A 23826-nucleotide genomic window follows, 5' to 3' on the forward strand; every position below is an offset into this window, starting at 1 on the left:
AGCCTCATAGTGGAGGAGGAATTTTGGCCAAGGGCCATCTGCTATATGAGCAAAATTTCACACATTTGTGACCGGATCTATGGAACAGCTTCGTCAGCGCAACGTTTATTGAGCGTAACAAGGAGATTACTATGACTAAATTAATTCTTATCTCGGCTGTCGCTGCGGCAACATTGCTCGGCACAGCGTGTAGTACTACAGGTAATATGGAACGCAACGCCGCTATCGGCGCAGGCGTAGGCGCTGTCACAGGCGCGGTTATCGGCAATAATGTCGGCGACGGCGATGCCAAAACAGGCGCAGCTATCGGCGCAGTTGTTGGCGGCGCAGGCGGTGCATATGCCGGCTACAAGCAAGACCAAACCCGTACACAAACTAACGGTACACCGACTTATTATGATCAAGCCGCAGGCCGCTACTTCACCGTAGATCAGCGCACCGGCAAGACATATTGGGAAAATGGCCAGTTCCGCAGCTAGTCTGTCGTAACGCCTCAATACAGAAGAGCCCCTGACCACCGTCAGGGGCTCTTTTTTTATGGGCCGCAACGGTCTAAGCGGCGTCTATGAATTACGACGTTATTATTATCGGCGCGGGCGCAGCGGGATTGTTTTGCGCGGGGCAAGCTGGCAAACGGGGCCGGCGCGTTCTGCTGCTCGATCACAGCGCGAAACCGGCCGAGAAAGTGCGCATTAGCGGCGGCGGGCGGTGTAATTTCACCAATCTGTATTGCGGGCCGGATAATTTCATCTCGGCCAATCCGCATTTTGCTAAAAGCGCGCTGTCGCGATATAGCCCCCATGATTTTATCGCGCTGGTCGAGCAATACGGCATAAGCTGGCATGAAAAACATCAAACCGGGATGCAGCTCGGCCAGCTCTTTTGCGATGAGAGCAGCCAGCAGATCATCGATCTGCTGCTGACGGAATGTAAAATCGGCGGAGTTGAAGTGAAGCTCTCCACGACGGTCAATTGTGTATCACATGATGGCCGATATAGCGTCGAGACGTCGGCGGGGACGTTCACCGCCGCTGCACTGGTCATTGCCACGGGCGGGCTGTCTATTCCAAAAATGGGCGCGACAAATTTTGGTTATAAAATCGCGGCGCAATTCGGCGTGACCGTGACGCCAAGACGGGCCGGACTTGTGCCGCTGACCTTTACCGGCGCGCAGGACGAAGGCCTCAAAGCGCTGGCCGGAACGGCGGCCCCGGCGCGGGTCTCCTGTGAGGGCGCGAGTTTTGACGAGGCGATCCTGCTGACCCATCGCGGGATGAGCGGCCCGGCCATCTTGCAAATCAGCAGTTATCTGGAACCGGGCGAGGCGATGCAAATCGCGCTCATGGACGGCGCGCAGATTGAAGCTGTGCTGCTGGATGCAAAGACGCGGCGTCCTAAATCGGCGGCCGCAACCGTGCTCGCCGAGCATATCCCCAAACGTCTGGCCGAGTATTTTACGGCACATGTCACCGAGACGCGGCTGGCCGATATGACGGATGAGGCGCTTCGCGATATCGCTTCCACGGTCGGAGACTGGGCGCTGCGCCCCGCAGGTAGCGAGGGTTACCGCAAGGCTGAGGTCACATTAGGCGGCGTCGATACGCACGCGCTTAATTCAAAAACCATGATGGCCAATGACGTCACAGGCCTCTATTTCATCGGCGAAGTCGTTGACGTGACGGGGCATTTGGGCGGGCATAATTTCCAATGGGCCTGGGCCAGCGCCTATGCGTGTGCGCAAAGTCTGTAAATAAAGCCCCCCTTGCCGCAATCGGTGGCAAAGAGTAGCGTAAATTATGAGCAGGCAAATAGACCTTAACGCCGATCTGGGCGAGGCCGAGGACGCGCAGGGACGCGCCTTTGAGCGCGAAATTCTGTCTTATGTCAGCAGCGCCAATCTGGCCTGCGGCGGCCATGCCGGAACTCCCGAGATCATGGCGCAGATGTGCGCATTCGCCAAGGCGCGCGGCGTCACCATCGGCGCGCATCCGGCCTATCCTGACCGCGAGAATTTTGGGCGGCGCTCAATGGTTCTGGGCCGCGATATTAGTCCTGATGAGCTGCGCCGCGCCCTAACAACGCAGATTGTAACATTGTGCGAGATTGCCTTTACCGCCGGTCATCCCGTCCGGCATGTCAAACCGCATGGCGCGCTCTATAATGATACGGCCAGCCAGCCTGCGCTCGCCCGGCTGATTTGCGAGACCGTCGCGTCAATTGATCCTAAGCTCGCCGTGATGGGATTTCCCGGCGGCCATATGGAAGAGGCGGCGGCTAAATCAGGCCTGCGCTTTATCGGCGAGGCCTTTATTGACCGCGCCTATATGCCCGATGGAACGCTCGTGCCGCGCAGCCAGGACGGCGCGGTGCTCAGCGCGCAAGACGCGCGTATGGCTCAGATGGAAAGTCTCGTCTTTGACCGCGCCGTGCGCGCCAAAGACGGGCAAATCATCGCTATAGACGCCGCTTCGCTCTGCCTGCATGGCGACAGCGCGGGCGCGCTTCACACCGCCAAAGCGGCGCATGTCAGGCTGATCGCGCGCGGCGTCACTATAGCGCCTGCCGCGTGAGCGCCTATAGTTTGCAAAGCTATGGCGATGACGCCCTCTTAATCGAATTTCAAGACGATCAGAGCGGGTCGCTGACAGGGTATGTGCAAAGCCTGCGCGCCTGCGGATTGTTCTCCGACGTCATCCCCGCCTACCGCTCGATCACGGTTCAATTTGACCCTAAAATATCGCGCGAGACTGATGTACGCGCGGCCATTACGGCAGCGCTGGCCCATCCCGTAAATGTCACAGCAGGCCCGATCATTAAAGTGCCGGTCTATTATAGCGGGCCGGATTTAACGGCCGCCGCTAAAATGCTCGGTCTGTCGCGCCAGGCCTTGATCAAAGCCCATAGCGCGCCCGTTTATGACGTGGCCTTTTTAGGCTTTCTGCCCGGCTTTACATTTCTATCAGGCCTGCCGCGCGCGCTATCGCTGCCCCGTCATGATACGCCGCGCATCCGCGTCGGCGCGGGCAGTGTCGGTATTGCGGGGGATCAGACCGGGATTTACGCCCTGCCCAGTCCGGGCGGATGGCAGATTTTAGGCCGCACGCCCTGGCGTTTGTTCCGCCCTGAGGCGTCTGAACCGTTCCGCTTTCGCGCGGGAGACCGTTTGGCCTTCACGCCGATTACCAAGTCCGAATATGGCGCGTTGTCGGAGCATGATGAATGAGCGCCGCTCTTAAAATTATATCGGGCGGTGTGCAAACCACCGTGCAGGACCCGGGCCGCGCGGGCCTGCGCCATATGGGCGTTCCGGCCGGCGGCGCCGCTGACCCTCGCGCCTTGATGCGCGCCAATGACTGCATGGGTAATCAGGCCGGAGCTGCGGCGCTGGAATTCACCCTGACCGGGCCGCATATCCGGTTTAGCGGCGATACAGCCTTTGCCGTCACCGGAGCGGTTTGTGATATCATGCTGGATGGCCGCAGGGTCGCGCCCTATCAGGGCCATGTCGCGAAAGCGGGTAGCGTATTGGAGGTCGGCGCGGTCATGCATGGCGCACGCGGCTATATCAGCTTTGACCGGGAGATCATGTGCCGCGCTTTTGGCGGATCTAAATCCACCCATATTTATTCGGCGCTGGGCGGACATGAAGGCCGCGCTCTGATCAAAGGTGACGGGATTGCGCTCGGCCCGCGCAGCGGCGCGGCCATAAGCAGCGCCGAGCCTTTGCGCATCACTACGCCGCACGTACTGCGGATTTTACCCGGGCCGGAATATGACCGCCTGACGGATAAAGCCAAAACGCTTCTTACCATGGCGCGCTTTAGCGCCAGCCCGCAAACCGACCGCATGGGCGCGCGTCTGATCGGGCCGAAACTGGGCTTGAGATTACGCCAGCATATGATCAGCAGCGCGCTTCTGCCCGGCACTTTACAGCTCCCTGCAGGCGGGCAAATCGTGCTGTCACTTGTCGATAGTCACTGCACCGGCGGATATGTCCGCGCCGCGCGGGTGATCACGCGCGACCTGCCGCTCACTGGGCAAATCCGTCCCGGCGCGCCGATCTGGTTTCGCTGGGCGACTGAGGCTGATCTTTAAAGCGCGGTGAAATATCTTCTAATTTAACAGTATTGATGCTATAATGCAGCATAACTGCATCGCTATAGGATATAGTATGACCCGCGCCAGCATATCTCTCACAGAGCCAAATGATGAATGGATTCAGACGCAGATTGACAGCAAAGAATATTCGAGCCGGAGTGATCTGATAAATGATATTCTTCGCAAAGCCCGCAAAGACAATGATGACCTCGCATTTATCAGAGCCAAACTCATCGCATCAGAGCAGTCTTTAGAAAAGCATGGGGCTATCGAAATTTCAGAAGTGGACTTATTAAAAAAGATTAAAGCCAAAGTTATACAAGATGGCTCGCTTTAAGCTCACTCCGGATGCGGAAGACGATATCACACGAATATATCGGTATGGCGTTCAAAATTGGGGCGTAGATGCGGCAGATAAATACTATAGTGAACTTTATCAACATTTTAGAATTTTGGCTAATGACCCTTTGCTTTATCCGACGGTTGACCATGTGCGTTTAGGCTATCGAAGGTCACTATGTGAGAATGAAATGGTTTATTATCGCATCAGTGATTATGGCATTTTAATCGTGGGAGTTATTGGCCGTCAGGACACGTCACTGCGGTTTTAAATCGCGGCGCTGGCTGCGCCGTAAAGCGCGGTGAAATGCGCCATGATGATTTTGACGGGGATGTCCTGGACAAACCAGCTGCCGGAGCCGCGGCTGCGGAAATGGGATTTAAAATCGCTATCATTGATAAAGGGCGCGATATGGCGTGACACCCCGCCGCCAATACATACGCCGCCCGCCGCGCCGAGGCCGAGCGCGACATTACCGCCATAGCCGCCCAGAATATTGCAAAACACGTCAATGCATTTGCGCGCGACGCCCGTTTCGTCAGCGAGCCCGGCATCAATAATTTCCGTCTCTTTCTGACAGACCGGACTTTCATCCCAAATATCGCAAAGCGCCAGATAAAGCCGCAGAAAGCCCGGGCCGGATAGAATGGTTTCGAAACTGACATAAATTATGTCGCGCGACAGGCGGTCGAGCACTTGGCGCTGGATCGGAGTTTGCGGCGCAAAACCGATATGTCCGCCTTCCGTCGCGACGATCTGGCGGTCTCTGAGCGACTGTCCGGGCAGAGGCGGCAAGACGCAGGACAGGCCCAAACCCGTGCCGGGGCCAAGCACGGCAATGTTTTTGCTACGGTCAAATTCGCCAGGAATAACAGACTGGAATCCTTCATCAGGGATAACCATGGCGCCGCGCGCCAAGGCGACAAAGTCATTCATGACAATGGCCTCATTAAAGCCGAAATTATCACGGAGCTTACGCTCGCTCACGATCCATTCCGTATTGGTCATGCGGATCTCATCATCAAATTTCGGTCCGGCAAAAGCAAAGCTGGCGCGCGTCGGCGTCTCAGAAATACTGTCCAGATAGGCCGACACAGCCGCATCGAAATTCGGGAAATTACGGACGGGATGCCGTTCTGATTTATGCAGCGCAATCGCGCCCGCATCTGTGCGCTCGGCCAAAGCGAAACGTACATTTGTACCGCCAATATCCCCGACAAGTACGGGGTCTTTCACCGCCATCAGACCGGCGCTTTCGTCAAGTCCCGGGTGTGTAGCGGCGCGTCTTCGAGTGTGCCGAGTATAGTCGCGCCTTCTTCGGCGGACGAGACTACGCGGCGCATTGCGCCAAACATATTCATGCCCAGCGCGGCGCGGCTTCGATATTTTGGAGCCTCCGCCAGAGGGCGGGCCTCAAATTCTGCCGGCGCAACATCAACGTGCAGGGTTCCGGCCTCGCAGTCCAGATGCATCATATCACCATCGCGCACGCGGCCAATCGGTCCGCCATGCAAGGCTTCGGGGCACATGTGAATAGCAGAAGGCACCTTGCCCGACGCGCCGGACATGCGTCCATCCGTGACCAGCGCAATCTGAAACCCTTTATCCTGCAGGGCGCCCAACACAGGGGTGAGCTTGTGCAGCTCCGGCATGCCATTGGCCGCCGGGCCCTGAAAGCGGATGACGGCAATAAAATCACGCTCGCACTGCCCGGCCTTAAACGCCTCCATCAGCGCGTTTTGATTATCAAACACCATAGCGGGCGCGCTGACTTTTTGATGCTCCGCGCTGACCGCAGAAACTTTCGAGACGGCGCGGCCCAGATTACCCTTGATCAGCGACAGGCCGCCATCATGGCGAAACGGCTTATCGACGTGGGAGAGAATTTCGGGATCCAGACTTTGCGAAGGCGCGGCGCGGTAGACCATTGAATCGCCATCCAGAACCGGCTCCTGCGTATAACGCGCTATGCCGCCCTCTCCGGCAATGGTTTTAACATCGTCATGTAACAGCCCTGATGACAGCATTTCCGCAATCAAATAGCCCATACCGCCGGCCGCATGGAAGTGATTAACATCGGCCAGACCGTTAGGATAAATCTTGCAAATAAGCGGTACGGCTTTTGAAATATCAGACAGGTCATCCCAGTTGATGATGATGCCCGCCGCGCGCGCAATGGCGATAATATGGATCGCCAAATTGGTTGACCCGCCCGTCGCCATAAGGCCGGCCATGCCGTTCACAATCGCTTTTTCGTCTACCACATAAGCGGGCGGTGTATACTCATTGCCCATAGACGTGATCTGCGCGGCGCGGGCCACGCCCGCTTCGGTCATAGCATCACGCAGTGGCGTGTTGGGATTGATGAATGAGCTGCCCGGCAGTTGCAGACCCATAATTTCCATCAGCATTTGATTGGAATTGGCTGTGCCGTAAAATGTGCAAGTACCCGGGCTGTGATAGCTCTCGGCCTCGGCCTTGAGCAGCGCCGCGCGCCCGACCTTGCCTTGCGCGAACTCCTGACGGATGCGCGCTTTTTCACTATTGGGAAGTCCCGACGGCATGGGACCGGCCGGAATAAAGACGGCGGGAACCCATCCGAAACGCAAAGCCGCCATAATCAAGCCGGGCACAATTTTATCACAAACGCCCAGATATAATGCGGCATCGAACATATCATGGGATAGACCGACAGCGGCGCTCATTGCGATCACGTCGCGCGAAAACAGCGATAGCTCCATACCGTCCTGGCCTTGGGTGACGCCGTCACACATGGCGGGAACGCCGCCCGCAACCTGCGCTACCGCGCCGGATTTGCGCGCTGCTTTGCGGATAATTTCAGGGTATTTCTCGAACGGCTGATGCGCGGAGAGCATATCATTATAAGCCGTGATAATGCCGATATTGGGCCATTTCGCGCCGAAAAGCTGCGTCTTGTCATGAAGAGGGCAGGCCGCGCTGGCATGGGCCAGATTGCCTTCGGTCAGGCGCATACGGCGCGGCCCCTCGCGCATTTGCGACTCGACAGCGGCCAGATAAGCGGCGCGCGTCTGAGTTGAGCGCTTAATGATGCGCGCGGTGACATCTTTGAGGGTGGCATTGATAGTCATAGGACTCCTAATCACACATCAGAACGGTAAGGCGCGCGCCGCTATCAAGCAAGGCGCGAACGGGAGCGTCCATCTCGTCTTTGTCCAGCGCAGCCATAAAGACGTCGCGTTTGGCGGCGCCGGGAATAAATAAAATGACATTGCGCGTACTGACCACGGCCGGACGTGTCAGGGTCATGCGTGAGGGGAAATCGCCGGCGCCGGAGCATCCTGTAGCATCGACCGCCATGGCCAGATCCGCCGCATTTTTATCCAATGCCGCCGCCAGATCGCCGCTTGCGGGAAACCAGCTGGCCGTATGGCCGTCTGTCCCCATGCCCATTACGGCGACGTCAAAGGGCTGCCCCAGCTCCATATAAAACCGCGAGATAATGGGCGCGCCTATTTGCGCGGACTCGTGATCCGTCACCATAGGCAAAAGATGCGCGCCTGCCGCCTCATTTTGCAAAAGGGTCTCACGGATAAATGTCGCGTTTGATCCCGGCTCGCCCTCTTTGACCCAGCGTTCATCCACAAGTCCGACAAAGATTGCCTCCCAGAGCAGATCCTGTTTAGACAAAGCCTGATAGAGCGGTTTGGGACTTGATCCGCCGGAGACCATAAAGCTGGCCTTAGCGCGTTTGGCCACAGCCAAATCCAGCTCTGCGGTAATGATCTCGCTGGCGACGCTCACCGCCTCGTCTTTGGACGACAGATTGAGCAGGCGCGCGCCATTGGCATTGATGTCAGACATCAGGGCGGCTCCACCATGTGCGCTTGTCCAACTCGAGCAGATGCTGAGCGTCTCCCGGCCCGTCTGCGCCTGCCGGATAAGGCTGTACATTTTGCTGTGTTTGCGACCAGGCGTCCTGAATTTGATCCACCCATGTCCAGGCCGCTTCGACTTCGTCGCGGCGCATAAACAGCGCAAGCCGTCCGCGCACAACATCCATCAACAAGCGTTCATAAGCGTCCGGATAGCGCGTGGTAAATGCCTCGTCATAGGTCAAATCCAGCGGCCAGCTTTTCACCCGCAGCCCCCCCGCGCCCGGCTCTTTGATCTCAACCCATAAATTCACGCTCTCATCAGGCTGTAGCCGGATGACGAGGCGGTTAGGGTTTAGCTTCGTGCCCGCGCCGAAGACGCTGTGCGGCACCGGTTTGAACTGCACCACGATTTCGGAAAACCGACCCGACATGCGCTTGCCTGTGCGCAGATAGATCGGCACGCCCGCCCAGCGCCAGTTTTCAACCTCGGTCTTGATCGCGACAAAAGTTTCCGTCAGTGATTGCTCGCCGTCTTTAATGTCGGAGTTGTCGTCTCCGATCAGCTCATCGATATAGCCCTCAACTGTCTCGCCATCGACCTGCCCGGGTGCATATTGACCGCGCACCGTAAAGCTCGCAACATTATCCGGTGTGATCGGACGCAGCGCCTTTAGCACTTTGATCTTTTCAGTACGGATGGCGTCACCGTCCAGACTGTCCGGCGGCTCCATACAGGTCAGGCATAAAAGCTGCAGCAAATGGTTTTGCACCATATCACGCAGCGCGCCGGATTTATCATAATAAGCTTCGCGCCCTGCTACGCCAATGCTCTCCGCTGCCGTAATCTGGATGTGGTCGATAGACTCGCGCGTCCAAAGCGGCTCGAACAGGATATTGGCAAAGCGCAGAACCATCAAATTCTGAACGGTTTCTTTCCCTAAATAATGATCAATCCGGTAAATCCGGTTTTCATCAAAAACCCGGCCGACACCGTTATTGATAATCTCGGCGGACTCGTAATCTTTGCCGATTGGTTTTTCTAACACGACGCGCGATTGCGGCGTCGCGAGACCGGCAGCGTTTAACCCGTCCGCAATGGGGGCATACATGCGCGGCGGCATGGCCAGGTAAAAAATACGAATACAGGCGCTGCAGTCCAGCTTGTCGCCCAGCGCCGTCCAGTCACTGTCATCATTCATGACATCAATAGCGACATAATCGACCAATTTGCAAAAATCAGCCCATGTCTTTTGATCAAACGGCTCATTGGGGTGGAAGCTCTGAAAGGCCTCGGTGATTTTTTTAATATAGTCATCGCGGCTATAGTCAGAACGGCTGACAGCGATAATGCGGCTTTTGCTGTCAAATTGGCGGTCCAGAAAACGGTGATACAGGCTGGGAATGAGTTTGCGGCGGGCCAGATCACCCGTGCCGCCGAAAATCACCATCTCAAATGGCGCTACGGGGACAAATTCTGACTGATCCTGCTCAGATTTGACAGACATATCTGCGGGCCCGCGTGCGGGCGCCCCGGTCTGTGTGTGTGGTGTCGAGCGGCTTTTGCTCATAATATGGCCCCGATTATGTAGAACAATAAGCGCTGACCTAACCGTAAATTGACAGCGCTGTCAAACACAGTGTGGTCATGCGGCATGCGGCGGCGCAGTCGAAGCGCGAACGATAATATTGTGATCCAGCATCAGCGTCGGGATATCTTCGTCCAGCTTGGTCACGCCATTGATCAAAAGGCGCGCGGCGCGGGCCCCCATTTCGTGAATGGGTTGCCGGATCGTCGTCAGCGGCGGCCAGAGCACAGCGGCCAGCGCCGTATCGTCAAAACCGGCGACAGACAGATCGCCCGGCACGGAAATCTTCATCTTACCCGCAACAGCAATGACCCCCGCCGCCATATCATCATTAGAGGCGAAGATCGCGCTGGGGCGCGACGGGCCGTCCAGCATTTTCTGCGCGCAGGCCTTGCCGGACGCAAAAGAAAAGTCCCCCTGTAACATCCGGCCCTGCGCAACCGGCAGCCCAGCCGCCGCCATAGCAGAGACAAATCCCTGCTTTCGCAGGGCGCTCGCCGCATGATTTGTCGCGCCAATGATAAATCCGATATCTTTATGTCCGATAGAGATCAGATATTGCGTCATCTCTTGCGCCGCCGCTGTATCATCCATCGCCACAGAGGGGCCGCGCTTCATCGTTTGCTCTGACGGCGCGATCGGAACGTAAGGAATATTAACCACGTCAAAGACATCCATCAGCGCGGGCATCTCCGTTAGAGGCGGCGTCAATATGACGCCGTCAACCGGAAGGCGCTGCAGCAGAACTTCAAGTTCTGTGCTGATTTCGCCATTGGGCACGCGGACAGGCTCGACCACCAGATGGAAGCCGCGCTTGCGGCAGGCCTCCGTCGCGCCGGCCTGTATCTTTGCAATATATTCCGCAGACGGATTGTCATATAACAGCGCCAGCAAATATCGCCGCGAACTCGCCAAACCGCGAGCCGACAGGTTTGGACGGTAACGCAGTTCCGCCGCAGCAGCCTGGACGCGCTTTCGGGTTTTATCCGTAACATTGGGCTCTTCGTTTAAAACCCGCGAGACGGTCTTCATCGAAACGCCCGCCAGCCGTGCGACGTCTGTAATTGTTGCTGTCATAGTTCTATTTCGCGGTTCTGCGCGCCCCCAATACTATCGACTAGTAGCGCGGCGCGGGCGGACAATAAATGGACAATAGCTAAAAAATATCGCCTCCGCTTCAATAGCTATGATTGACAGCGCTGTCATGTCTACATAACAGGATTAAAGCCGGAGGATAAAATAAACCGAAGCGGCCAACGGGGGAGACGAGAACATGCAGCACGGTGATATGAATATCGCGCGTTTGCGCCGGGCACCTGATACGGCGGAGGGGGCATGAGCATTCTTGTCGGCGACATTGGCGGAACCAATGTCCGTTTGGCCATGGCCAGCCCCGGAAAGGGCGCGCTTCCCGCGCTCTCTGATATATGGCGCGCGCCCGCAGCAGATTTCCCGGAATTCTCCGACGCGCTGGACACGTTTCTATCTGAGGATTTGTCACGCACAAATCACGGCCCAAGCTCAGCCGTCTTCGCGCTCGCAGGTCCGGTCAGCGGCGACACGATCGCGCTCACCAATAATCACTGGGTTATAAGACGTCAGGCCCTGCGCGAGCATTTCGGCTTTGAGCATCTGCATTTGATGAATGATTTTGCCGCCATGGCGCGCAGTGTTCCCGCCCTTCCCGGCAGCGCATTTCATATATTGCAAGCCGGGGATCCGGACGCCGGCCATCCGATTGCCGTCGCCGGAGCCGGCACGGGTTTGGGACAGGCCATGTTGACCTATAATAAAAACGGACGCTGGGACGTGTTTCCGGGCGAAGGCGGGCATCAGAGCTACGCTCCGCAAACGCCGCTGCAATGCGAAATCGCGCTGGCGCTACAAAAGCGTTATGGACACGTCTCGGCGGAGCTGATCTGTTCCGGTCGGGGCCTGCCCCGTATATACGGCGCGCTGGCCGAGATCGAAGACGGGCAATATATGGACGCGATGGACGCCAAAACGATTACGGACAGTGCGCAGGCCGGAGACGCGCGCGCGCAACAGTGCTGCCACATTGCAGCCCATGCCTTAATGGGCTTTATTGGTGATGCTGTATTAGCGGCAGGCGCATGGAGCGGAGCGGTTCTGGCCGGCGGCGTCTCGCAGCATTTACGCGATTATTTGGGAACACCCGAAGCCCTGTCACAGTTTTATACGAAAGGCGCGATGACACGCCGCATGAAAAGCGTCCCGCTATCGCTTCTAATTGATAACCGCGCACCGCTGATCGGCGCGGCTATTTTTGACCCTGATCTAATTTAAGTGAGTATGTATGACCCTAAGACTTGCCATTAACGGATTTGGCCGTATCGGACGTAATATTTTGCGCGCCCTGAATGAAAACCCGCGCGGCGACATGCAGATTGTGGCCATTAACGATCTGGCTCCCGCACAATCACTCGCCCATTTGCTAAAATTTGATAGTGTGCATGGCCGCTTCCCCGGTAAAATTACCGCTACCGACGATACGATTGATTATGGCCAAGGCCCGATCCGCGTCACGGCAGAGCGCGATCCGGCCAATCTGCCCTGGGCGGAAGAGAAGATTGATATCGTTTTAGAATGCACCGGATTTTTTACCGATGCGGACTCGGCCGGTAAGCATATTACCGCCGGTGCCAAAAAAGTCCTGATTTCTGCGCCCGGCAAAAGCGGCGTGAAAACCATTGTCTACGGCGTCAATCATAACACGATAAACAGCGATGATAATGTGTTGTCCAACGCCAGTTGCACAACCAATTGTCTGGCTCCTCTGGCCATGGTTCTCGACGAGGCCTTTGGTATTGAGAGCGGGTTTATGACGACCATTCATTCCTATACCGGCGATCAACCGACGCTGGACGCCGTCCACAAAGACCCCTATCGCGGCCGCGCCGCCGCGCTATCAATGGTTCCGACAACGACAGGCGCAGCCAAAGCTCTATCGCTCGTCCTGCCCCGCCTCAAGGGCAAGATTGACGGCGTCGCCATGCGCGTGCCAACGCCTAATGTCTCCTGTGTGGATTTGGTCGTCAATTTATCCCAAGACGTTACGGTCGAGAGCGTCAATTCCGCGCTTTCAAAAGCAGCCAACGGCCCGCTATCGGGCGTTCTGGCTGTGAGCGATGAGGATATGGTCAGTATTGATCTCAACCATGACCCGCACAGCTCCACCGCTATGCTCAATCAGACCTATGTCAATCAAAGCCGGCTGGTCCGCGTGATGGGCTGGTATGATAATGAATGGGGATTCTCCAACCGTATGCTGGACACAGCCGCCGTCATGGGCAGTTTCATTTCTGAATAGGCGTTAAGCCGTATTTACTCTGCCGCCGCCCGCAAAGCTGCGTTACGTGACCATAAAATGAGCGGCGAGGCCTTATGGATTATTCAGTGAGTTTTGCAGATATGTGTGAAGGGCTGTCCCGTCATGATGAGGCTTGGCGCGCACGCGTGCCGCAAAGCTGGCGGCAGGGCCGCACCTGCTTTGGCGGGCTGACGACAGGTCTGGCCTACGCCGCTGCGACATCAGAATTCCCCGATCTCCCGCCGCTACGCAGCGTGGTTGTCAATTTTACCGGCCCTGTCGGGGAAGCCCCTGACTTTGCGCCGACCTTACTGCGCCGCGGGCGCAATATGAGCACTGTCGGCGTTGACGTCATGAGCGAAGGACAGCTTGGCGCGCGCATCACCTTTTCATTTGGCCACGGCCGTGACAGCACAATTTCTAAAACGCAAAACCGCGGCGCGCCGGCCACGCCGCTGAGCGAATATGAGTTATTTACGCCTAAAGCGATGGAGCCTTTTGTGCCGAATTTCTTTCTGCATTTCGATACCCGGCTGATTGAGGGTCACCGCCCGATGAGCGGCGCGGATGACGGCCATATCTTCACCGCCTCACGTCATAAGGACGTGCGCTCGCGCGCGGGGATGGCTGCGCTACTGGCCATAGCCGATGTCCTGCCCCCCGCCGCTCTGCCGATGTCCAAAACGATGGGGCCGGTCAGCTCCGTTAATTGGATGATCAATATTCTTACTGAGGATATTTCGACGGATGACGGCTGGTGGCTGATTGACACCCGGCTAAATGATGCGGGCCAAGGCTATAGTAGCCAAACCATGACGCTGTGGGACGCTGGCGGACGGCCCGTCATAGACGCCATGCAAAGCGTGGCCTTATTCCTATAGAGCCGCCCTTTTCTTCTCTCGCGCGTTTAACGGGCCTCTTTACCCTTCCCTCTACTCGCTAAACTTTCTAGAACGCGTCATGGGGCCAGCAGAAATAGCACGGAAATTACCGGCATTACCGAAACTGCGTATGCGCGCGGGGCGGGGGCGCTGGGTCTTTTTGACATTATTAGGGCTGTTCATCACGGGCGTCTATTTCTTCGCCCATGGACGGCAACCCGCGCCGATTGAGCAGGTCTCAAACCTGCTGTTTGACGAATACCAGAAAGCCAAGCCGCGCGAATATGACCCCGAAACGCCTGTGCGCGTTGTTGATATTGATCAGACAAGTTTGGAAAAAATCGGGCAGTGGCCGTGGCCGCGCACGACATTAGCGCTCATGAATGACCGTCTCGCCGAAGCGGGCGCCATCGTCATCGCATATGACGTTGTGTTTTCAGAGCCCGACCGGACTTCGCCCGAAAATATAGCCCGGGTTCTGGACGCTAATCCCGGAGCAAGCGGCGCCGCGTTCGATCTGTCAGCGCTCACCCCGCATGATGAAATTTTTGCGCAAAGCTTTGCCCAAAGTTATGTTGTCGGCGGGTATTTTTTAAATGCGGCAGAAGGCGAAGGCCGGCCTGTGACCACCCCCACTATGAACTGGTCGGGCACAGAAGCACGCTCTGCCATCCTCAATTTTAGCTCTGCCACGACATCGCGTGCCGTACTGCAAAGCCAGATGCTGGGCGAAGGCTTTATTACGATCGCGCCGGATTCCGACTTCATCGTGCGCAAGCCGACCATGCTCTACCGTATAGGCGAGACGATATTGCCAAGCCTGTCCTTAGAGGCGTTGCGCGTGGCGCAGGACGCCAAATATTACATCATCACCAGCTCCGGCTCTTCGTTCGAAGACGGCATGGCTAATAATAGCGAATTTGTCGATATTGCCAAAGTCCGCGTCGGTGAATTTGAATTAGACCTGACCCAAGATGGAGCATTTAATGTGTATTACACCAGCTCGCCCGAACCGCGGAGGTTTATTCCGGCGTGGAAAATCCTCTCCGACGCGGCTGAGGATCAAGACTGGCGCGAGCAGGCCGCCGGGCGTTTGATCTTTGTCGGAACAAGCGCGGAAGGCCTGAAAGATATCCGCGCCACGCCTGTGAACGCCGCAGAGGCCGGCGTTGTCGTCCATGCCCAGGTCGCAGAGCAGGCCATTGCGGGCGTGTTTCTGCGCAGGCCCTATACGGTCATTATCACAGAAAGCCTGGCTATACTCGGCTTTGGTCTGCTTTTGTCTTTCATACTTCCGCATCTTGGCGCGGCCAAGGGCGCGTTTCTCACATTAGGATTGGGCGCGGGCGCAGCCTTCACCAGTTGGTTCGCTTTTTCACAAAACCTGTATTTGCTCAGTCCTGTCTATCCGATGATGACTTTACTGACCGCGTATATTTTGATGACGCTGGCCTCGCTTTACATGACAGAAACGGAACGCTCGCGCATTCGCGGGGCATTTTCCATGTATCTTTCCCCCGCTATGGTTAAGCGTGTCAGCGAAGAACCGGAGCTGTTAAAGCTGGGCGGGGAAGACCGCCGCATCACAATATTATTTCTCGACGTTCGGAGCTTTTCAAAAATATCTGAAATGCTTGAGCCGTCAGAAATCACGACATTTCTCAATTTATTCCTAACGCCGATGACGGAGATTTTACAGAAAAATCACGCCACCATCGATAAATATATCGGCGACGCTATTGTCGCGTTCTGGAATGCACCGCTGGATGATCCGCAGCATGAAATGAACGCCGCACGCGCCGTTCTTGATATGCACGCTGCGCTCATTACGCTGAATGATAAGTACCGTGAGAGCGAAGATATTAAATGGCCTGACAATGTGGCTATGGGCATCGGGCTGAATACCGGAACCTGCACGGTTGGCAATCTGGGGTCGGCGCAACGGTTTAACTATTCCATGATCGGCGATGCAGCCAATCTATCCAGCCGTATTGAAGGCCTGACTAAACAATACGGCCTTGAAATTCTGCTCGGCTATGAGACTGCAAAGGCCTTGCCTGATCTGGCAATCCTGGAAATGGACAAGATCAAAGTTGTCGGCCGCAGCGCGCCGGAGCGTATTTTTACGCTGGCCGGCCTATCGGACACGGCGCAGGACGAGGCTTTTATACGTCTAAAAGACAGCCACGACGCCTTTCTCGCCGCTTACCGCGCGCAAAGCTGGGATGAGGCCACAGGGCTGGCGCTATCATTAGAGCAAAGCGCAAGCGCTTTTGGCCTGTCTAAATATTACGCCATCATGGCGGGCCGCGCCGCCCATTATAAAGTGTCTCCGCCGCCAAATGATTGGGACGGCGTTCATATTGCCACGCAGAAATAATCAGCGCTGATCGACCGCAAGGGCGCGCCGAAGAATACGCTTTCGCATAGCGGAGAAATAAACTATACAAATACGCATGAGCGTATGGTCCGATTATCCGATTTTCCTCGCTATTGCCGAGAGCGGCAGTCTCACTGCGGCAGGCGCAAAGCTGGGCATTAGCCAGCCCACGGCCGGCCGCCGTCTGCGCGCGCTCGAAGAATCGCTAGGCGGCGCTTTGGTGCGTAAATCCGGCGGCGCGCTCGTCCCGACAGAGTTTGGCGCCGATGTTTTAAAGCATGTCAACCGCATGAATGACGAAGCGGCGGCAATTTCGCGGCGCAGCGTAACCCATGAAGACAATCTGTCGGGGCCGGTGCGCATCAGCGCGTCCCAAGGACTGGGTGATTTCTGGCTGCCGATCGCTATGCGCGAATTTTCCCTTAAATATCCGGACATTTTGATCGATATTAATGTCGACTTCCGCGCCGTAAATCTGGCGCAGCGTGAGGCCGATATTGCACTGCGCTGGCTCTCGCCGGGCACGCAGAACAGCGTGATTGGCCGCAAAGTGGTCTCGTTCGGCTTCGGCTTTTACGCGGCGAAAGAATATATTGCGCGGCGCGGCATGCCGAAAAGTTTTGCCGATTTATCCTCTCATGATGGATGCCGCGTGATGACTGACGGCGAAGAGATCATGTGGAAATACAGCACATTTGACGGGGACACCTCGCCCATGCGCCCCGTCATTCAAAGCGACAGTATTGGCGCGCATATCACCGCCATTGCCAGCGGCTATGGCATCGGCGTGTTGGCCCATGGCGCCATTAGCGAAGTTCCCGGCCTTGTCCCCGTCCTGCCCGATTACAGTCACAGCGCCGATCTCTGGGTCGTCGCCCATGAGGATCTGCGCAAGAGCAAACGCATGCGCGCCTGTTTTGATTATCTGGTCGAGGCGCTGCGCCGTGACGAGGCGCATTTTGCGACGGGCAGTCCGTCCGTCTTTCCCGAACACGGCTATTCCCACGTCAATTCCCTGCACGCCGTACCCAGCGCCGCGGAGTAGCGCAAAGCTTTACATATGACGCGCTTGCATCCCCGCGCCCGCCCCGCTATAGGGCGCGCTCAAACGCGGGCGACCCTCTAACGCAAACCCGTGGACAATATGGAGACAGGCATGAAAGCCGATACACACCCCGAATACCACGAAATTACCGTCGTCATGGTTGACGGCACAGAATATAAAACCCGCAGCACATATGGCAAAGAGGGCGATACGCTCAAACTGGACATTGACAGCAAGACGCATCCGGCCTGGATCGGCGGCGACGCCAAGCTTCTTGACCGCGGCGGCCGCGTGTCCCGCTTTAAAGACAAATTTGCAGGCTTCGGCGTTTAAGCGCCCGACGCATTACTTTACGAAAACCCGCCCTTCGAGGCGGGTTTTTTATTGGGGAATCCCGCCATCCGTTTCGCGTTCACCAACAGCAATAATTCCGCTGCCGCTTTGGCGTCGCAGAGGGCGCGGTGGTGCGACGTCAGGTCGATTTCATAAGCAATGCAGAGGTTTTTAAGGCTATAGCTGCGGTGACCGGGATAGAAGCGGCGCATGGAGGCGACGGTGCAAATCTTGGGAAACTGGAAATATTGGCCGAGGCGTTCATATTCCATGGTGATGAAGCCATAATCAAAATTGACATTATGCGCGGCGAATATCGCCCCGTCCATAAAGGCGGCAAAGTCCTCCGCGATCTGAGAAAAGAGCGGCGCGCCTGCCACCATATTCTCGTGAATGCCAGTCAGTTTTGTGATGAAGGGCGGGATGGGGCGTTCGGGATTAATCAGGCTCGACCATTCATCGACCACTTCGCCGCCGCGTAATTTGACCGCGCCAATTTCGGTAATTCTGTGCGCGCCGGGACGCCCGCCTGTGGTTTCAATATCGATCACGACATAATCCTGATCCGGATCAACGATCCAAGCAACGCGCGCGACATCGACGGTCAGTCCCGCGCGGCGCATTTGCTGCAGGCGCGTGAGTTGATTGCGGCGCAGCACGTCCCCTTCGGCCTTAATCTCGATAAACCGCAAATCATCGCCGCGATGCAGCATCAGATCCGGGAAGCCGTCGCGCGCGCCGCTCCAGTCTTTGGCCATAGCGCGAAGCATCTCTGCGCAAGCCGGCCCCGCCAGTTCTATCATCGGGCGCAGACCCTCAAGCAGCTTCGGGCTCCAGCGAAATATCGTATTGCCGCGCCCGTAATGGGCAGTCAGCTCGCGCAGTAGCATGGACATGGCGCGCGCCGGATCGGACAATCGCTCCAGCCGCGCTTCTATCGCGGCGCTATGCGTCTCGTAAAAAGTCCCCAGACGCAAATCCGCCGGAATACGGTCAAATGCGCTATGCAATCCGGTCGCGGCGTCGCCAAAGAGCAGTGGCCAGAAGGTCAGGCCAAACAGGGCGCGCCACGGCGTGTTTTCCGCCCGCACAACATCATATCCGACTTGACGGTAATGATGGGCAGCGGCGCGTTCCGGCGTATTGCGAAACGCTTCATCCAGCGACAGCATTTGCGCGCCGCGCAGAATATCGGTCATCATTGAGGTGCGTTTACCGTCATATTTACGGGCGTAGAAGTCGCTAGCAAACATCAGCTCGTCATCACTGCCCGGATTATCGATGAGCGATTCCAGCCGCGCTTTGACCCAGTCACGGTCTGCCTCTGCCTCGTCATTGCGCCCGTAACGCAGGCGAATAACCCGTTCATTACAAAGCGGCGCGCCGGAGCGCACATATAGCGACAGCGCCATTGGAATGTCTTTTAACTGCTCTGATAAGCCGCCCAGCTTTTGCAAAATTTTATCACGTCCCGCCTCCGCGCCGGCCTCAAGCGGGGCAGGCCAGTCCCCGACGCTATCGATCAGCGCCGCCGTCTGCGCGGCGTCGCCATGTTTAAAATCATACAGCGCGCGGGCGTAAAAATAGGCGCTGCGCGCACTCTCGCAATCCTCGAAGCGCGCGCCGTAATCCTGCCCCCAATCGGGCGCACGCATCAGGCCGAGATCGCGCAAAGTAAAGGGCTGTAAATTCGGCGTGATTGTCCCGAAAAATAAAAACAGCATATAATCGAGCGGCGCAAGGCGCGCCTGCGCGATCCAGTCCGGCGCAATATAAACATCCTCAAAACACAGATAATCGCGCGCGGTATCGACCAGCAAAGCCTTCTTCCAGCTTTTTTTAAACGCCGTCTCCGGCATGTTTTCCGTCATCAGCGCAATCAGATCCGGCTTGATCAGGCCTTGCAGATAACCTTGAAAATCCTGCGGCTCGAGCGCGCGGATAAAACCAGCCCCGCGCAGAGACTGTGCCTGTGCTTCCAGATTGGATATTTCAGGATATTGCAGGCGGCGCATATCAAAAATACGGCCCTTACGCCCCGCAATGCGCACATAGAGGCAGCGCGCATGAGAAGAAAGCGCCGCAAAGCGGGCAATAAAGTCCGTTTCCGGGCCGTCCAGACACGGCGCGCAACGCGCTTCTATCTGCGCCAGCATGTCTTCGAAATGGGTCAGGTAATAATAGACCGGCAGGTCGGGCACGGCCCGCGCGGAGCGCACGCGCCGGGCGCCCACGCCTGCTTTGATTTCGGGGGCTTTAATCACGGCGGGCGGGATAGCGGTTTGACCTGTCATAGAGCCGGAACGAATAATGAACGCGCGGAAGTGCGTCAAGCGATTTACGCTAAACCAAATCTTAAAGCACAGCCTTTAATAGTAATTATTATATTACCCAGGGAAATACATTGAGATTTCAGAACATTATGATTGCGGGACTGTCCGTCATGGTCAGCGGCTGCAGCGCTATCGGCGCGCATGCTCCTGACCGCGGGAAATTACTCGCGACAGGCGGCGTCAGTCAGATTGAAGGCGCCGGCGGCGCTGGGTTGACCACTTGGGCGCTCATTAGCGGCTATGGCAGTGATAATTCATTTGGCGCAAATGCGTTTTATACCCAGTCCAACCTGCCGGATTTCGAGTTTCGCGCGATAGGCGGCTCCCTGGGCATTGCCGACCGCGTCGAGCTGTCTTATGCTAATCAGCAATTTGACACAGGCGATACCGGCCCTGCGCTGGGCCTGCCCCAAGGCTATACATTTGAGCAGGATATATTCGGCGCGAAAGTCCGCATTATGGGCGACGCCGTCTATGACCAAGACAGCTGGAAACCCCAGGTCTCGCTTGGCGTGAATTATAAAAAGGCCAATGATGCGCCGCTATTGACCGCTTTGGGCGCGGCTGATGATGAAGGCATGGATTATTACATTTCAACGACAAAAATCTTTCTCGATAAAAGCCTGCTCATCGGCGGAACATTGCGTGCCACCAAAGCCAATCAATTCGGGCTTTTAGGATTTGGCGGCGATAAAAATGATGATTATAAGGTCGAGTTTGAAGGCTCCATTGCCTATCTCGTATCGCGCAAGCTCGTTATCGGCGCGGATTACCGTACAAAACCTGATAATCTTGGCTTTGCCGAAGAACAGGACGCCGCCGCGATTTACGCCGCTTATTTCCCGAACAAACATATCTCCATCACAGGCGCCTATGTCGATCTGGGCGATATTGCGCTGCGCGGGAAACAAGACGGCGCCTATCTTTCACTGCAACTAGGCTTCTAATGACACGTCTATCTTTTTCTCTTCCGGCCTTAGCCGCACTCTTTTTATTTCTGAGCGCATGCGCGACGGCAAACCGCGGCGAGACCACTCTATATGACCGTCTGGGCGGTGAAGCGGGCGTCTCGCAAATTGTTAAAGGCACATTGGTCTATACGCTGGCTGATCCGCGCATTGCCCAGACCTTTGAAAACTCCAATGTTGACCGCGTTGAGCGGCTGTTGATCCAACAGATCTGCGAGCTGACCGGCGGACCCTGCACCTATAGCGGGCAGACTATGGTCAATACCCATCGCGGACTGGATCTCAATTCTATGCATTTCAACGCTTTGGTCGAAAATATGCAACTGGCCATGGACGATAGCGGCGTGCCTTACCGCGCGCAGAACCAACTTCTTGCTATTCTCGCGCCAATGCACCGCGACATCGTTATGCCGTCGCAGAAATAATTGGGGTCTGGGCGCAATATGATCAGGAATTTATTGAGAATTCTGATATCGGTCAAAGCCAAATTATTCTTTGGCTTTCTGGCCATGACTCTGATTATCACCCTATTGGGCGCCGAAGCCTTCTTCTCATTATCAAGCGCAGGCCAATCTGTTAAAAAGACATTTGACCGACCGCTTATGGCCGTGAATTTCGCCCGCTCTTCCAGTCAGGTTTTTTCCGAACTTCAAATCGAAGAATTCCGTCAAACCGAGGCGTGGACAGTCTACGACCCTGACCTTCTCGCTGTAGGCGTTTCAAAGTTTCGCGGGGATCTCGCCGTCGCCAAAGAGCGCTCTATTGCGCCGCAGGCAGAGTCTTTTTTCAAACAGGTCGACATTGATCTGGCCCGCTGGGAGGCGCTGGCCGCCTTGCCCCTGTCGCCGGGCACGCAGGAAGATAAGCGCCTCATCGCGCAGGATATAGCAAGCAATCTCGATATAATCGTCGAGCTACAAACAAATCAAAGCTACCGCGAACGTGAAGCAACGCTGAGTCAAATCTCAAAGTTTAGTACATATCTGTTGTGGTCCATCGGCATAGCTGTCGCGCTGACCCTGCTTTTGTCCGCGTGGGTTGCGCTCACGATTATCAATCCGCTAAAAACGGCGGCCGTGGCGGCGCGCAAAATCTCTGCCGGCGACTTTACAGCCAAAATTCCAAAAGGCGGCGATGATGAGACCGGAGCGCTTTTGAAAACCATGGCTGTGATGCAGGCCAATATTTCACAGCGCATGGGGCGGGAAAAAAGTCTGCGCGCCTTGGCACAGGACAGGCTCGCGGATTCGCTGAAAAATTCACAGGATGCCATTTTACTGACGGACGAGAATGACCGTATCATTGTGTGCAACCCGCAAACGCAAACCTTGTTTTCCGCTTTGTGCGGGCTAAACCTGATCAACACACGCTATTTAGATCATTTTAGCCGCGATGGCGTCCCGTTGGTGGGCGGCGAAACCTTTGACGGGGCGCGTCAGGAAATAGCTCTGTCTGACGGGCGCTGGGTGCGGGTTAGCGCCTCGAAAACGCAAGAGGCCGGCCGGCTGTTCATCTGGACGGATATAACGGACTCCAAGATCCGCGCCCAACGTCTGCGCGAGGCCAAAGACGCCGCTGAAGACGCGGATAAAGCCAAATCTATGTTCCTGGCGGCGATGAGCCATGAATTGCGAACGCCGCTCAACGCCGTGATCGGCTTTTCGGATATTATTAAGTCTGAGCAGCTGCGTCAGGGCGGAAATGAAAATCACGCCAAGCTCGCGGATCTTATTTCCCAGAGCGGAGCGCATCTGCTGGGTATTGTCAAAGACGTTCTCAGTATGGCCGACGGCCGCGACGCCACAGAAATGACAGTCGAATTTTCGCCTGTTGATATGGTGGATATAATTGAATTTACCTGCGCCGCGACACTGATGGATATCGGTCAGAAGCATATTAAACTGATACAGCATATCCCGGACACCCCGCTTCAGGTCAGGGGTGATACACCGCGTCTGCAACAGGCTCTCTTCCACCTTTTATCCAATGCCATCAAATTTGGCCGCGAGGGCGGCGTGATAAAAGTCACCGCTCAGATGACAGATAAAGGGGAAGTTCGCGTTGATGTCATTGATAATGGTATCGGAATTTCTCCGGAAAACCTCAACACTATTTTTGAGCCCTTTTCGCAGGTCGAATCCGGCTATACCCGTACATATGACGGGACCGGATTAGGTCTGTCTCTGGCCAGGAAAATCATAGATCTGCACGGCGGCAAATTGCGCATCCAATCAAAGCTGGGCAAAGGTACAGCTGTCAGCCTTTACCTTACAGCTTTAACCGCCTCTCAATCTAACGCGCATATAATTGAATCATGATTGATACAGCCCGATATTTTCGTATGAACGCCTCAATTTGGCCAAAGCTCTTACTGGCGGGGGCTATTGCCTATCCGATCGGAGTGTGGGCTCAGGCCGGCACGTCGCATATAATTTCACAAAAAAACCGCAGCTACGCGCCCGGCCAAATTACAATCAACAAAGGCGATACATTGAAGATCGTCAATGACGATATTTTCCTGCACCACACCTATATTGACAGCGGCGGTATGAGCTATGATTCAGGCGGTATGGAGCAAGGCGAGATACGCAATATCACTTTTGATGAAGCCGGAAACTATCTGATCAAATGCGATATTCATCCTAAGATGAAACTTGACGTCACGGTTCAATAA

Annotated in this window: 23 protein-coding genes; 17 read left to right on the forward strand and 6 right to left on the reverse strand. The window is 56.0% G+C overall.

What is annotated here, in order from left to right; all coding sequences use genetic code 11:
• Positions 1 to 131: 131 nt before the first annotated feature.
• The 7 genes from H142_RS0110985 (at position 132) to H142_RS0111015 (ending at position 4709) form a co-directional block, all read left to right on the forward strand.
• The gene (locus H142_RS0110985) at positions 132 to 479 is read left to right on the forward strand and encodes a glycine zipper domain-containing protein (RefSeq protein ID WP_017932185.1); all 348 of its coding nucleotides are present in this window, start codon (positions 132 to 134) and stop codon (positions 477 to 479) included.
• 86 nt (positions 480 to 565) lie between these two features.
• Entirely contained in the window at positions 566 to 1750 is a 1185-nt protein-coding gene (locus H142_RS0110990; protein ID WP_017932186.1) for a BaiN/RdsA family NAD(P)/FAD-dependent oxidoreductase, read from the forward strand.
• A gap of 46 nt (positions 1751 to 1796) precedes the next feature.
• Complete coding sequence (locus H142_RS0110995) at positions 1797 to 2570, forward strand: 5-oxoprolinase subunit PxpA (RefSeq protein ID WP_017932187.1); 774 nt, start codon at positions 1797 to 1799, stop codon at positions 2568 to 2570.
• Entirely contained in the window at positions 2567 to 3223 is a 657-nt protein-coding gene (locus H142_RS0111000) for a 5-oxoprolinase subunit B family protein (RefSeq protein WP_017932188.1), read from the forward strand. The genes H142_RS0110995 and H142_RS0111000 overlap by 4 nt, the downstream gene beginning before the upstream one ends.
• Entirely contained in the window at positions 3220 to 4095 is an 876-nt protein-coding gene (locus H142_RS0111005; RefSeq protein ID WP_017932189.1) for a 5-oxoprolinase subunit C family protein, read from the forward strand. The genes H142_RS0111000 and H142_RS0111005 overlap by 4 nt, the downstream gene beginning before the upstream one ends.
• 76 nt (positions 4096 to 4171) lie before the next feature.
• Positions 4172 to 4435 (forward strand): ribbon-helix-helix domain-containing protein, encoded by a 264-nt coding sequence (locus H142_RS0111010; RefSeq protein WP_017932190.1) that lies wholly within the window; start codon positions 4172 to 4174, stop codon positions 4433 to 4435.
• Positions 4422 to 4709, forward strand: a complete 288-nt coding sequence (locus H142_RS0111015) for a type II toxin-antitoxin system RelE/ParE family toxin (protein ID WP_017932191.1) — start codon at positions 4422 to 4424, stop codon at positions 4707 to 4709. The genes H142_RS0111010 and H142_RS0111015 overlap by 14 nt, the downstream gene beginning before the upstream one ends.
• Here the strand turns inward: H142_RS0111015 and H142_RS0111020 are convergent.
• The 5 genes from H142_RS0111020 to H142_RS0111040 all read right to left on the reverse strand — a co-directional run bounded on the left by H142_RS0111020 (position 4706) and on the right by H142_RS0111040 (position 10958).
• Positions 4706 to 5680 (reverse strand): glucokinase, encoded by a 975-nt coding sequence (locus tag H142_RS0111020; RefSeq protein ID WP_017932192.1) that lies wholly within the window; start codon positions 5678 to 5680, stop codon positions 4706 to 4708. The two genes, H142_RS0111015 and H142_RS0111020, sit on opposite strands and share 4 nt — an antisense overlap.
• Complete coding sequence (gene edd / locus H142_RS0111025; RefSeq protein ID WP_017932193.1) at positions 5680 to 7548, reverse strand: phosphogluconate dehydratase; 1869 nt, start codon at positions 7546 to 7548, stop codon at positions 5680 to 5682. The genes H142_RS0111020 and edd overlap by 1 nt, the downstream gene beginning before the upstream one ends.
• A gap of 7 nt (positions 7549 to 7555) precedes the next feature.
• Positions 7556 to 8281, reverse strand: coding sequence for a 6-phosphogluconolactonase (pgl, locus tag H142_RS0111030; protein WP_017932194.1), 726 nt, complete (start codon positions 8279 to 8281; stop codon positions 7556 to 7558).
• The gene (gene zwf, locus H142_RS0111035; protein ID WP_017932195.1) at positions 8274 to 9863 is read right to left on the reverse strand and encodes a glucose-6-phosphate dehydrogenase; all 1590 of its coding nucleotides are present in this window, start codon (positions 9861 to 9863) and stop codon (positions 8274 to 8276) included. Before zwf ends, pgl begins: the two co-directional genes overlap by 8 nt.
• 75 nt (positions 9864 to 9938) lie before the next feature.
• Complete coding sequence (locus H142_RS0111040) at positions 9939 to 10958, reverse strand: LacI family DNA-binding transcriptional regulator (RefSeq protein ID WP_017932196.1); 1020 nt, start codon at positions 10956 to 10958, stop codon at positions 9939 to 9941.
• A gap of 258 nt (positions 10959 to 11216) precedes the next feature.
• Here H142_RS0111040 and H142_RS0111045 point away from each other — a divergent pair, with 258 nt between their 5' ends.
• From H142_RS0111045 to rpmE, 6 genes are all read left to right on the forward strand, one after another.
• Positions 11217 to 12188: a glucokinase gene (locus H142_RS0111045; RefSeq protein ID WP_017932197.1), complete on the forward strand. Its 972-nt coding sequence runs from the start codon at positions 11217 to 11219 to the stop codon at positions 12186 to 12188.
• A gap of 10 nt (positions 12189 to 12198) precedes the next feature.
• Entirely contained in the window at positions 12199 to 13212 is a 1014-nt protein-coding gene (gap, locus tag H142_RS0111050) for a type I glyceraldehyde-3-phosphate dehydrogenase (RefSeq protein WP_017932198.1), read from the forward strand.
• A 74-nt stretch (positions 13213 to 13286) separates the two neighbouring features.
• The gene (locus tag H142_RS0111055; RefSeq protein ID WP_017932199.1) at positions 13287 to 14093 is read left to right on the forward strand and encodes a thioesterase family protein; all 807 of its coding nucleotides are present in this window, start codon (positions 13287 to 13289) and stop codon (positions 14091 to 14093) included.
• A gap of 79 nt (positions 14094 to 14172) precedes the next feature.
• A complete protein-coding gene (locus tag H142_RS15500; RefSeq protein WP_083899021.1) occupies positions 14173 to 16473 on the forward strand; it encodes a CHASE2 domain-containing protein in 2301 nt (766 codons plus the stop codon).
• A 76-nt stretch (positions 16474 to 16549) separates the two neighbouring features.
• Positions 16550 to 17518 (forward strand): LysR family transcriptional regulator, encoded by a 969-nt coding sequence (locus tag H142_RS0111065; RefSeq protein WP_017932201.1) that lies wholly within the window; start codon positions 16550 to 16552, stop codon positions 17516 to 17518.
• A gap of 111 nt (positions 17519 to 17629) precedes the next feature.
• Entirely contained in the window at positions 17630 to 17851 is a 222-nt protein-coding gene (rpmE, locus tag H142_RS0111070) for a 50S ribosomal protein L31 (RefSeq protein ID WP_026147995.1), read from the forward strand.
• A 17-nt stretch (positions 17852 to 17868) separates the two neighbouring features.
• On the opposite strand, the gene H142_RS15505 is transcribed toward rpmE, so the two are convergent.
• On the reverse strand, positions 17869 to 20145 hold the full coding sequence (locus tag H142_RS15505; protein WP_017932203.1) for an exonuclease domain-containing protein: 2277 nt from the start codon (positions 20143 to 20145) through the stop codon (positions 17869 to 17871).
• A 110-nt stretch (positions 20146 to 20255) separates the two neighbouring features.
• On the opposite strand from H142_RS15505, the gene H142_RS0111080 reads away from it, so the two are divergent.
• From H142_RS0111080 to H142_RS0111095, 4 genes are read left to right on the forward strand one after another with little or no spacing between them, the layout of a single operon-like run.
• Entirely contained in the window at positions 20256 to 21131 is an 876-nt protein-coding gene (locus tag H142_RS0111080) for a DUF3034 family protein (RefSeq protein ID WP_026147996.1), read from the forward strand.
• A complete protein-coding gene (locus H142_RS0111085) occupies positions 21131 to 21577 on the forward strand; it encodes a group I truncated hemoglobin (RefSeq protein ID WP_017932205.1) in 447 nt (148 codons plus the stop codon). Before H142_RS0111080 ends, H142_RS0111085 begins: the two co-directional genes overlap by 1 nt.
• Positions 21578 to 21595: 18 nt before the next feature.
• Positions 21596 to 23470, forward strand: coding sequence for a sensor histidine kinase (locus H142_RS0111090; RefSeq protein WP_026147997.1), 1875 nt, complete (start codon positions 21596 to 21598; stop codon positions 23468 to 23470).
• Complete coding sequence (locus H142_RS0111095; protein ID WP_017932207.1) at positions 23467 to 23826, forward strand: cupredoxin domain-containing protein; 360 nt, start codon at positions 23467 to 23469, stop codon at positions 23824 to 23826. Before H142_RS0111090 ends, H142_RS0111095 begins: the two co-directional genes overlap by 4 nt.

Source organism: Robiginitomaculum antarcticum DSM 21748 (assembly GCF_000365025.1).
Classification (GTDB): domain Bacteria; phylum Pseudomonadota; class Alphaproteobacteria; order Caulobacterales; family Maricaulaceae; genus Robiginitomaculum; species Robiginitomaculum antarcticum.

What these genes read in the sequence shown, in the direction of transcription:
- edd (WP_017932193.1), bottom strand. Translation starts at nt 7,548, where the DNA reads ATGACTATCAATGCCACCCTCAAAGATGTCACCGCGCGCATCATTAAG.
- H142_RS0111040 (WP_017932196.1), bottom strand. Translation starts at nt 10,958, where the DNA reads ATGACAGCAACAATTACAGACGTCGCACGGCTGGCGGGCGTTTCGATG.
- rpmE (WP_026147995.1), top strand. Translation starts at nt 17,630, where the DNA reads ATGAAAGCCGATACACACCCCGAATACCACGAAATTACCGTCGTCATG.
- H142_RS0111005 (WP_017932189.1), top strand. Translation starts at nt 3,220, where the DNA reads ATGAGCGCCGCTCTTAAAATTATATCGGGCGGTGTGCAAACCACCGTG.
- H142_RS0111020 (WP_017932192.1), bottom strand. Translation starts at nt 5,680, where the DNA reads ATGGCGGTGAAAGACCCCGTACTTGTCGGGGATATTGGCGGTACAAAT.
- H142_RS0111085 (WP_017932205.1), top strand. Translation starts at nt 21,131, where the DNA reads ATGACACGTCTATCTTTTTCTCTTCCGGCCTTAGCCGCACTCTTTTTA.
- H142_RS0111045 (WP_017932197.1), top strand. Translation starts at nt 11,217, where the DNA reads ATGAGCATTCTTGTCGGCGACATTGGCGGAACCAATGTCCGTTTGGCC.
- gap (WP_017932198.1), top strand. Translation starts at nt 12,199, where the DNA reads ATGACCCTAAGACTTGCCATTAACGGATTTGGCCGTATCGGACGTAAT.
- H142_RS15500 (WP_083899021.1), top strand. Translation starts at nt 14,173, where the DNA reads ATGGGGCCAGCAGAAATAGCACGGAAATTACCGGCATTACCGAAACTG.
- H142_RS0111055 (WP_017932199.1), top strand. Translation starts at nt 13,287, where the DNA reads ATGGATTATTCAGTGAGTTTTGCAGATATGTGTGAAGGGCTGTCCCGT.
- H142_RS0111010 (WP_017932190.1), top strand. Translation starts at nt 4,172, where the DNA reads ATGACCCGCGCCAGCATATCTCTCACAGAGCCAAATGATGAATGGATT.
- H142_RS15505 (WP_017932203.1), bottom strand. Translation starts at nt 20,145, where the DNA reads ATGACAGGTCAAACCGCTATCCCGCCCGCCGTGATTAAAGCCCCCGAA.
- zwf (WP_017932195.1), bottom strand. Translation starts at nt 9,863, where the DNA reads ATGAGCAAAAGCCGCTCGACACCACACACACAGACCGGGGCGCCCGCA.
- H142_RS0110995 (WP_017932187.1), top strand. Translation starts at nt 1,797, where the DNA reads ATGAGCAGGCAAATAGACCTTAACGCCGATCTGGGCGAGGCCGAGGAC.
- H142_RS0111065 (WP_017932201.1), top strand. Translation starts at nt 16,550, where the DNA reads ATGAGCGTATGGTCCGATTATCCGATTTTCCTCGCTATTGCCGAGAGC.
- pgl (WP_017932194.1), bottom strand. Translation starts at nt 8,281, where the DNA reads ATGTCTGACATCAATGCCAATGGCGCGCGCCTGCTCAATCTGTCGTCC.
- H142_RS0111090 (WP_026147997.1), top strand. Translation starts at nt 21,596, where the DNA reads ATGATCAGGAATTTATTGAGAATTCTGATATCGGTCAAAGCCAAATTA.
- H142_RS0111015 (WP_017932191.1), top strand. Translation starts at nt 4,422, where the DNA reads ATGGCTCGCTTTAAGCTCACTCCGGATGCGGAAGACGATATCACACGA.
- H142_RS0110985 (WP_017932185.1), top strand. Translation starts at nt 132, where the DNA reads ATGACTAAATTAATTCTTATCTCGGCTGTCGCTGCGGCAACATTGCTC.
- H142_RS0111095 (WP_017932207.1), top strand. Translation starts at nt 23,467, where the DNA reads ATGATTGATACAGCCCGATATTTTCGTATGAACGCCTCAATTTGGCCA.
- H142_RS0110990 (WP_017932186.1), top strand. Translation starts at nt 566, where the DNA reads ATGAATTACGACGTTATTATTATCGGCGCGGGCGCAGCGGGATTGTTT.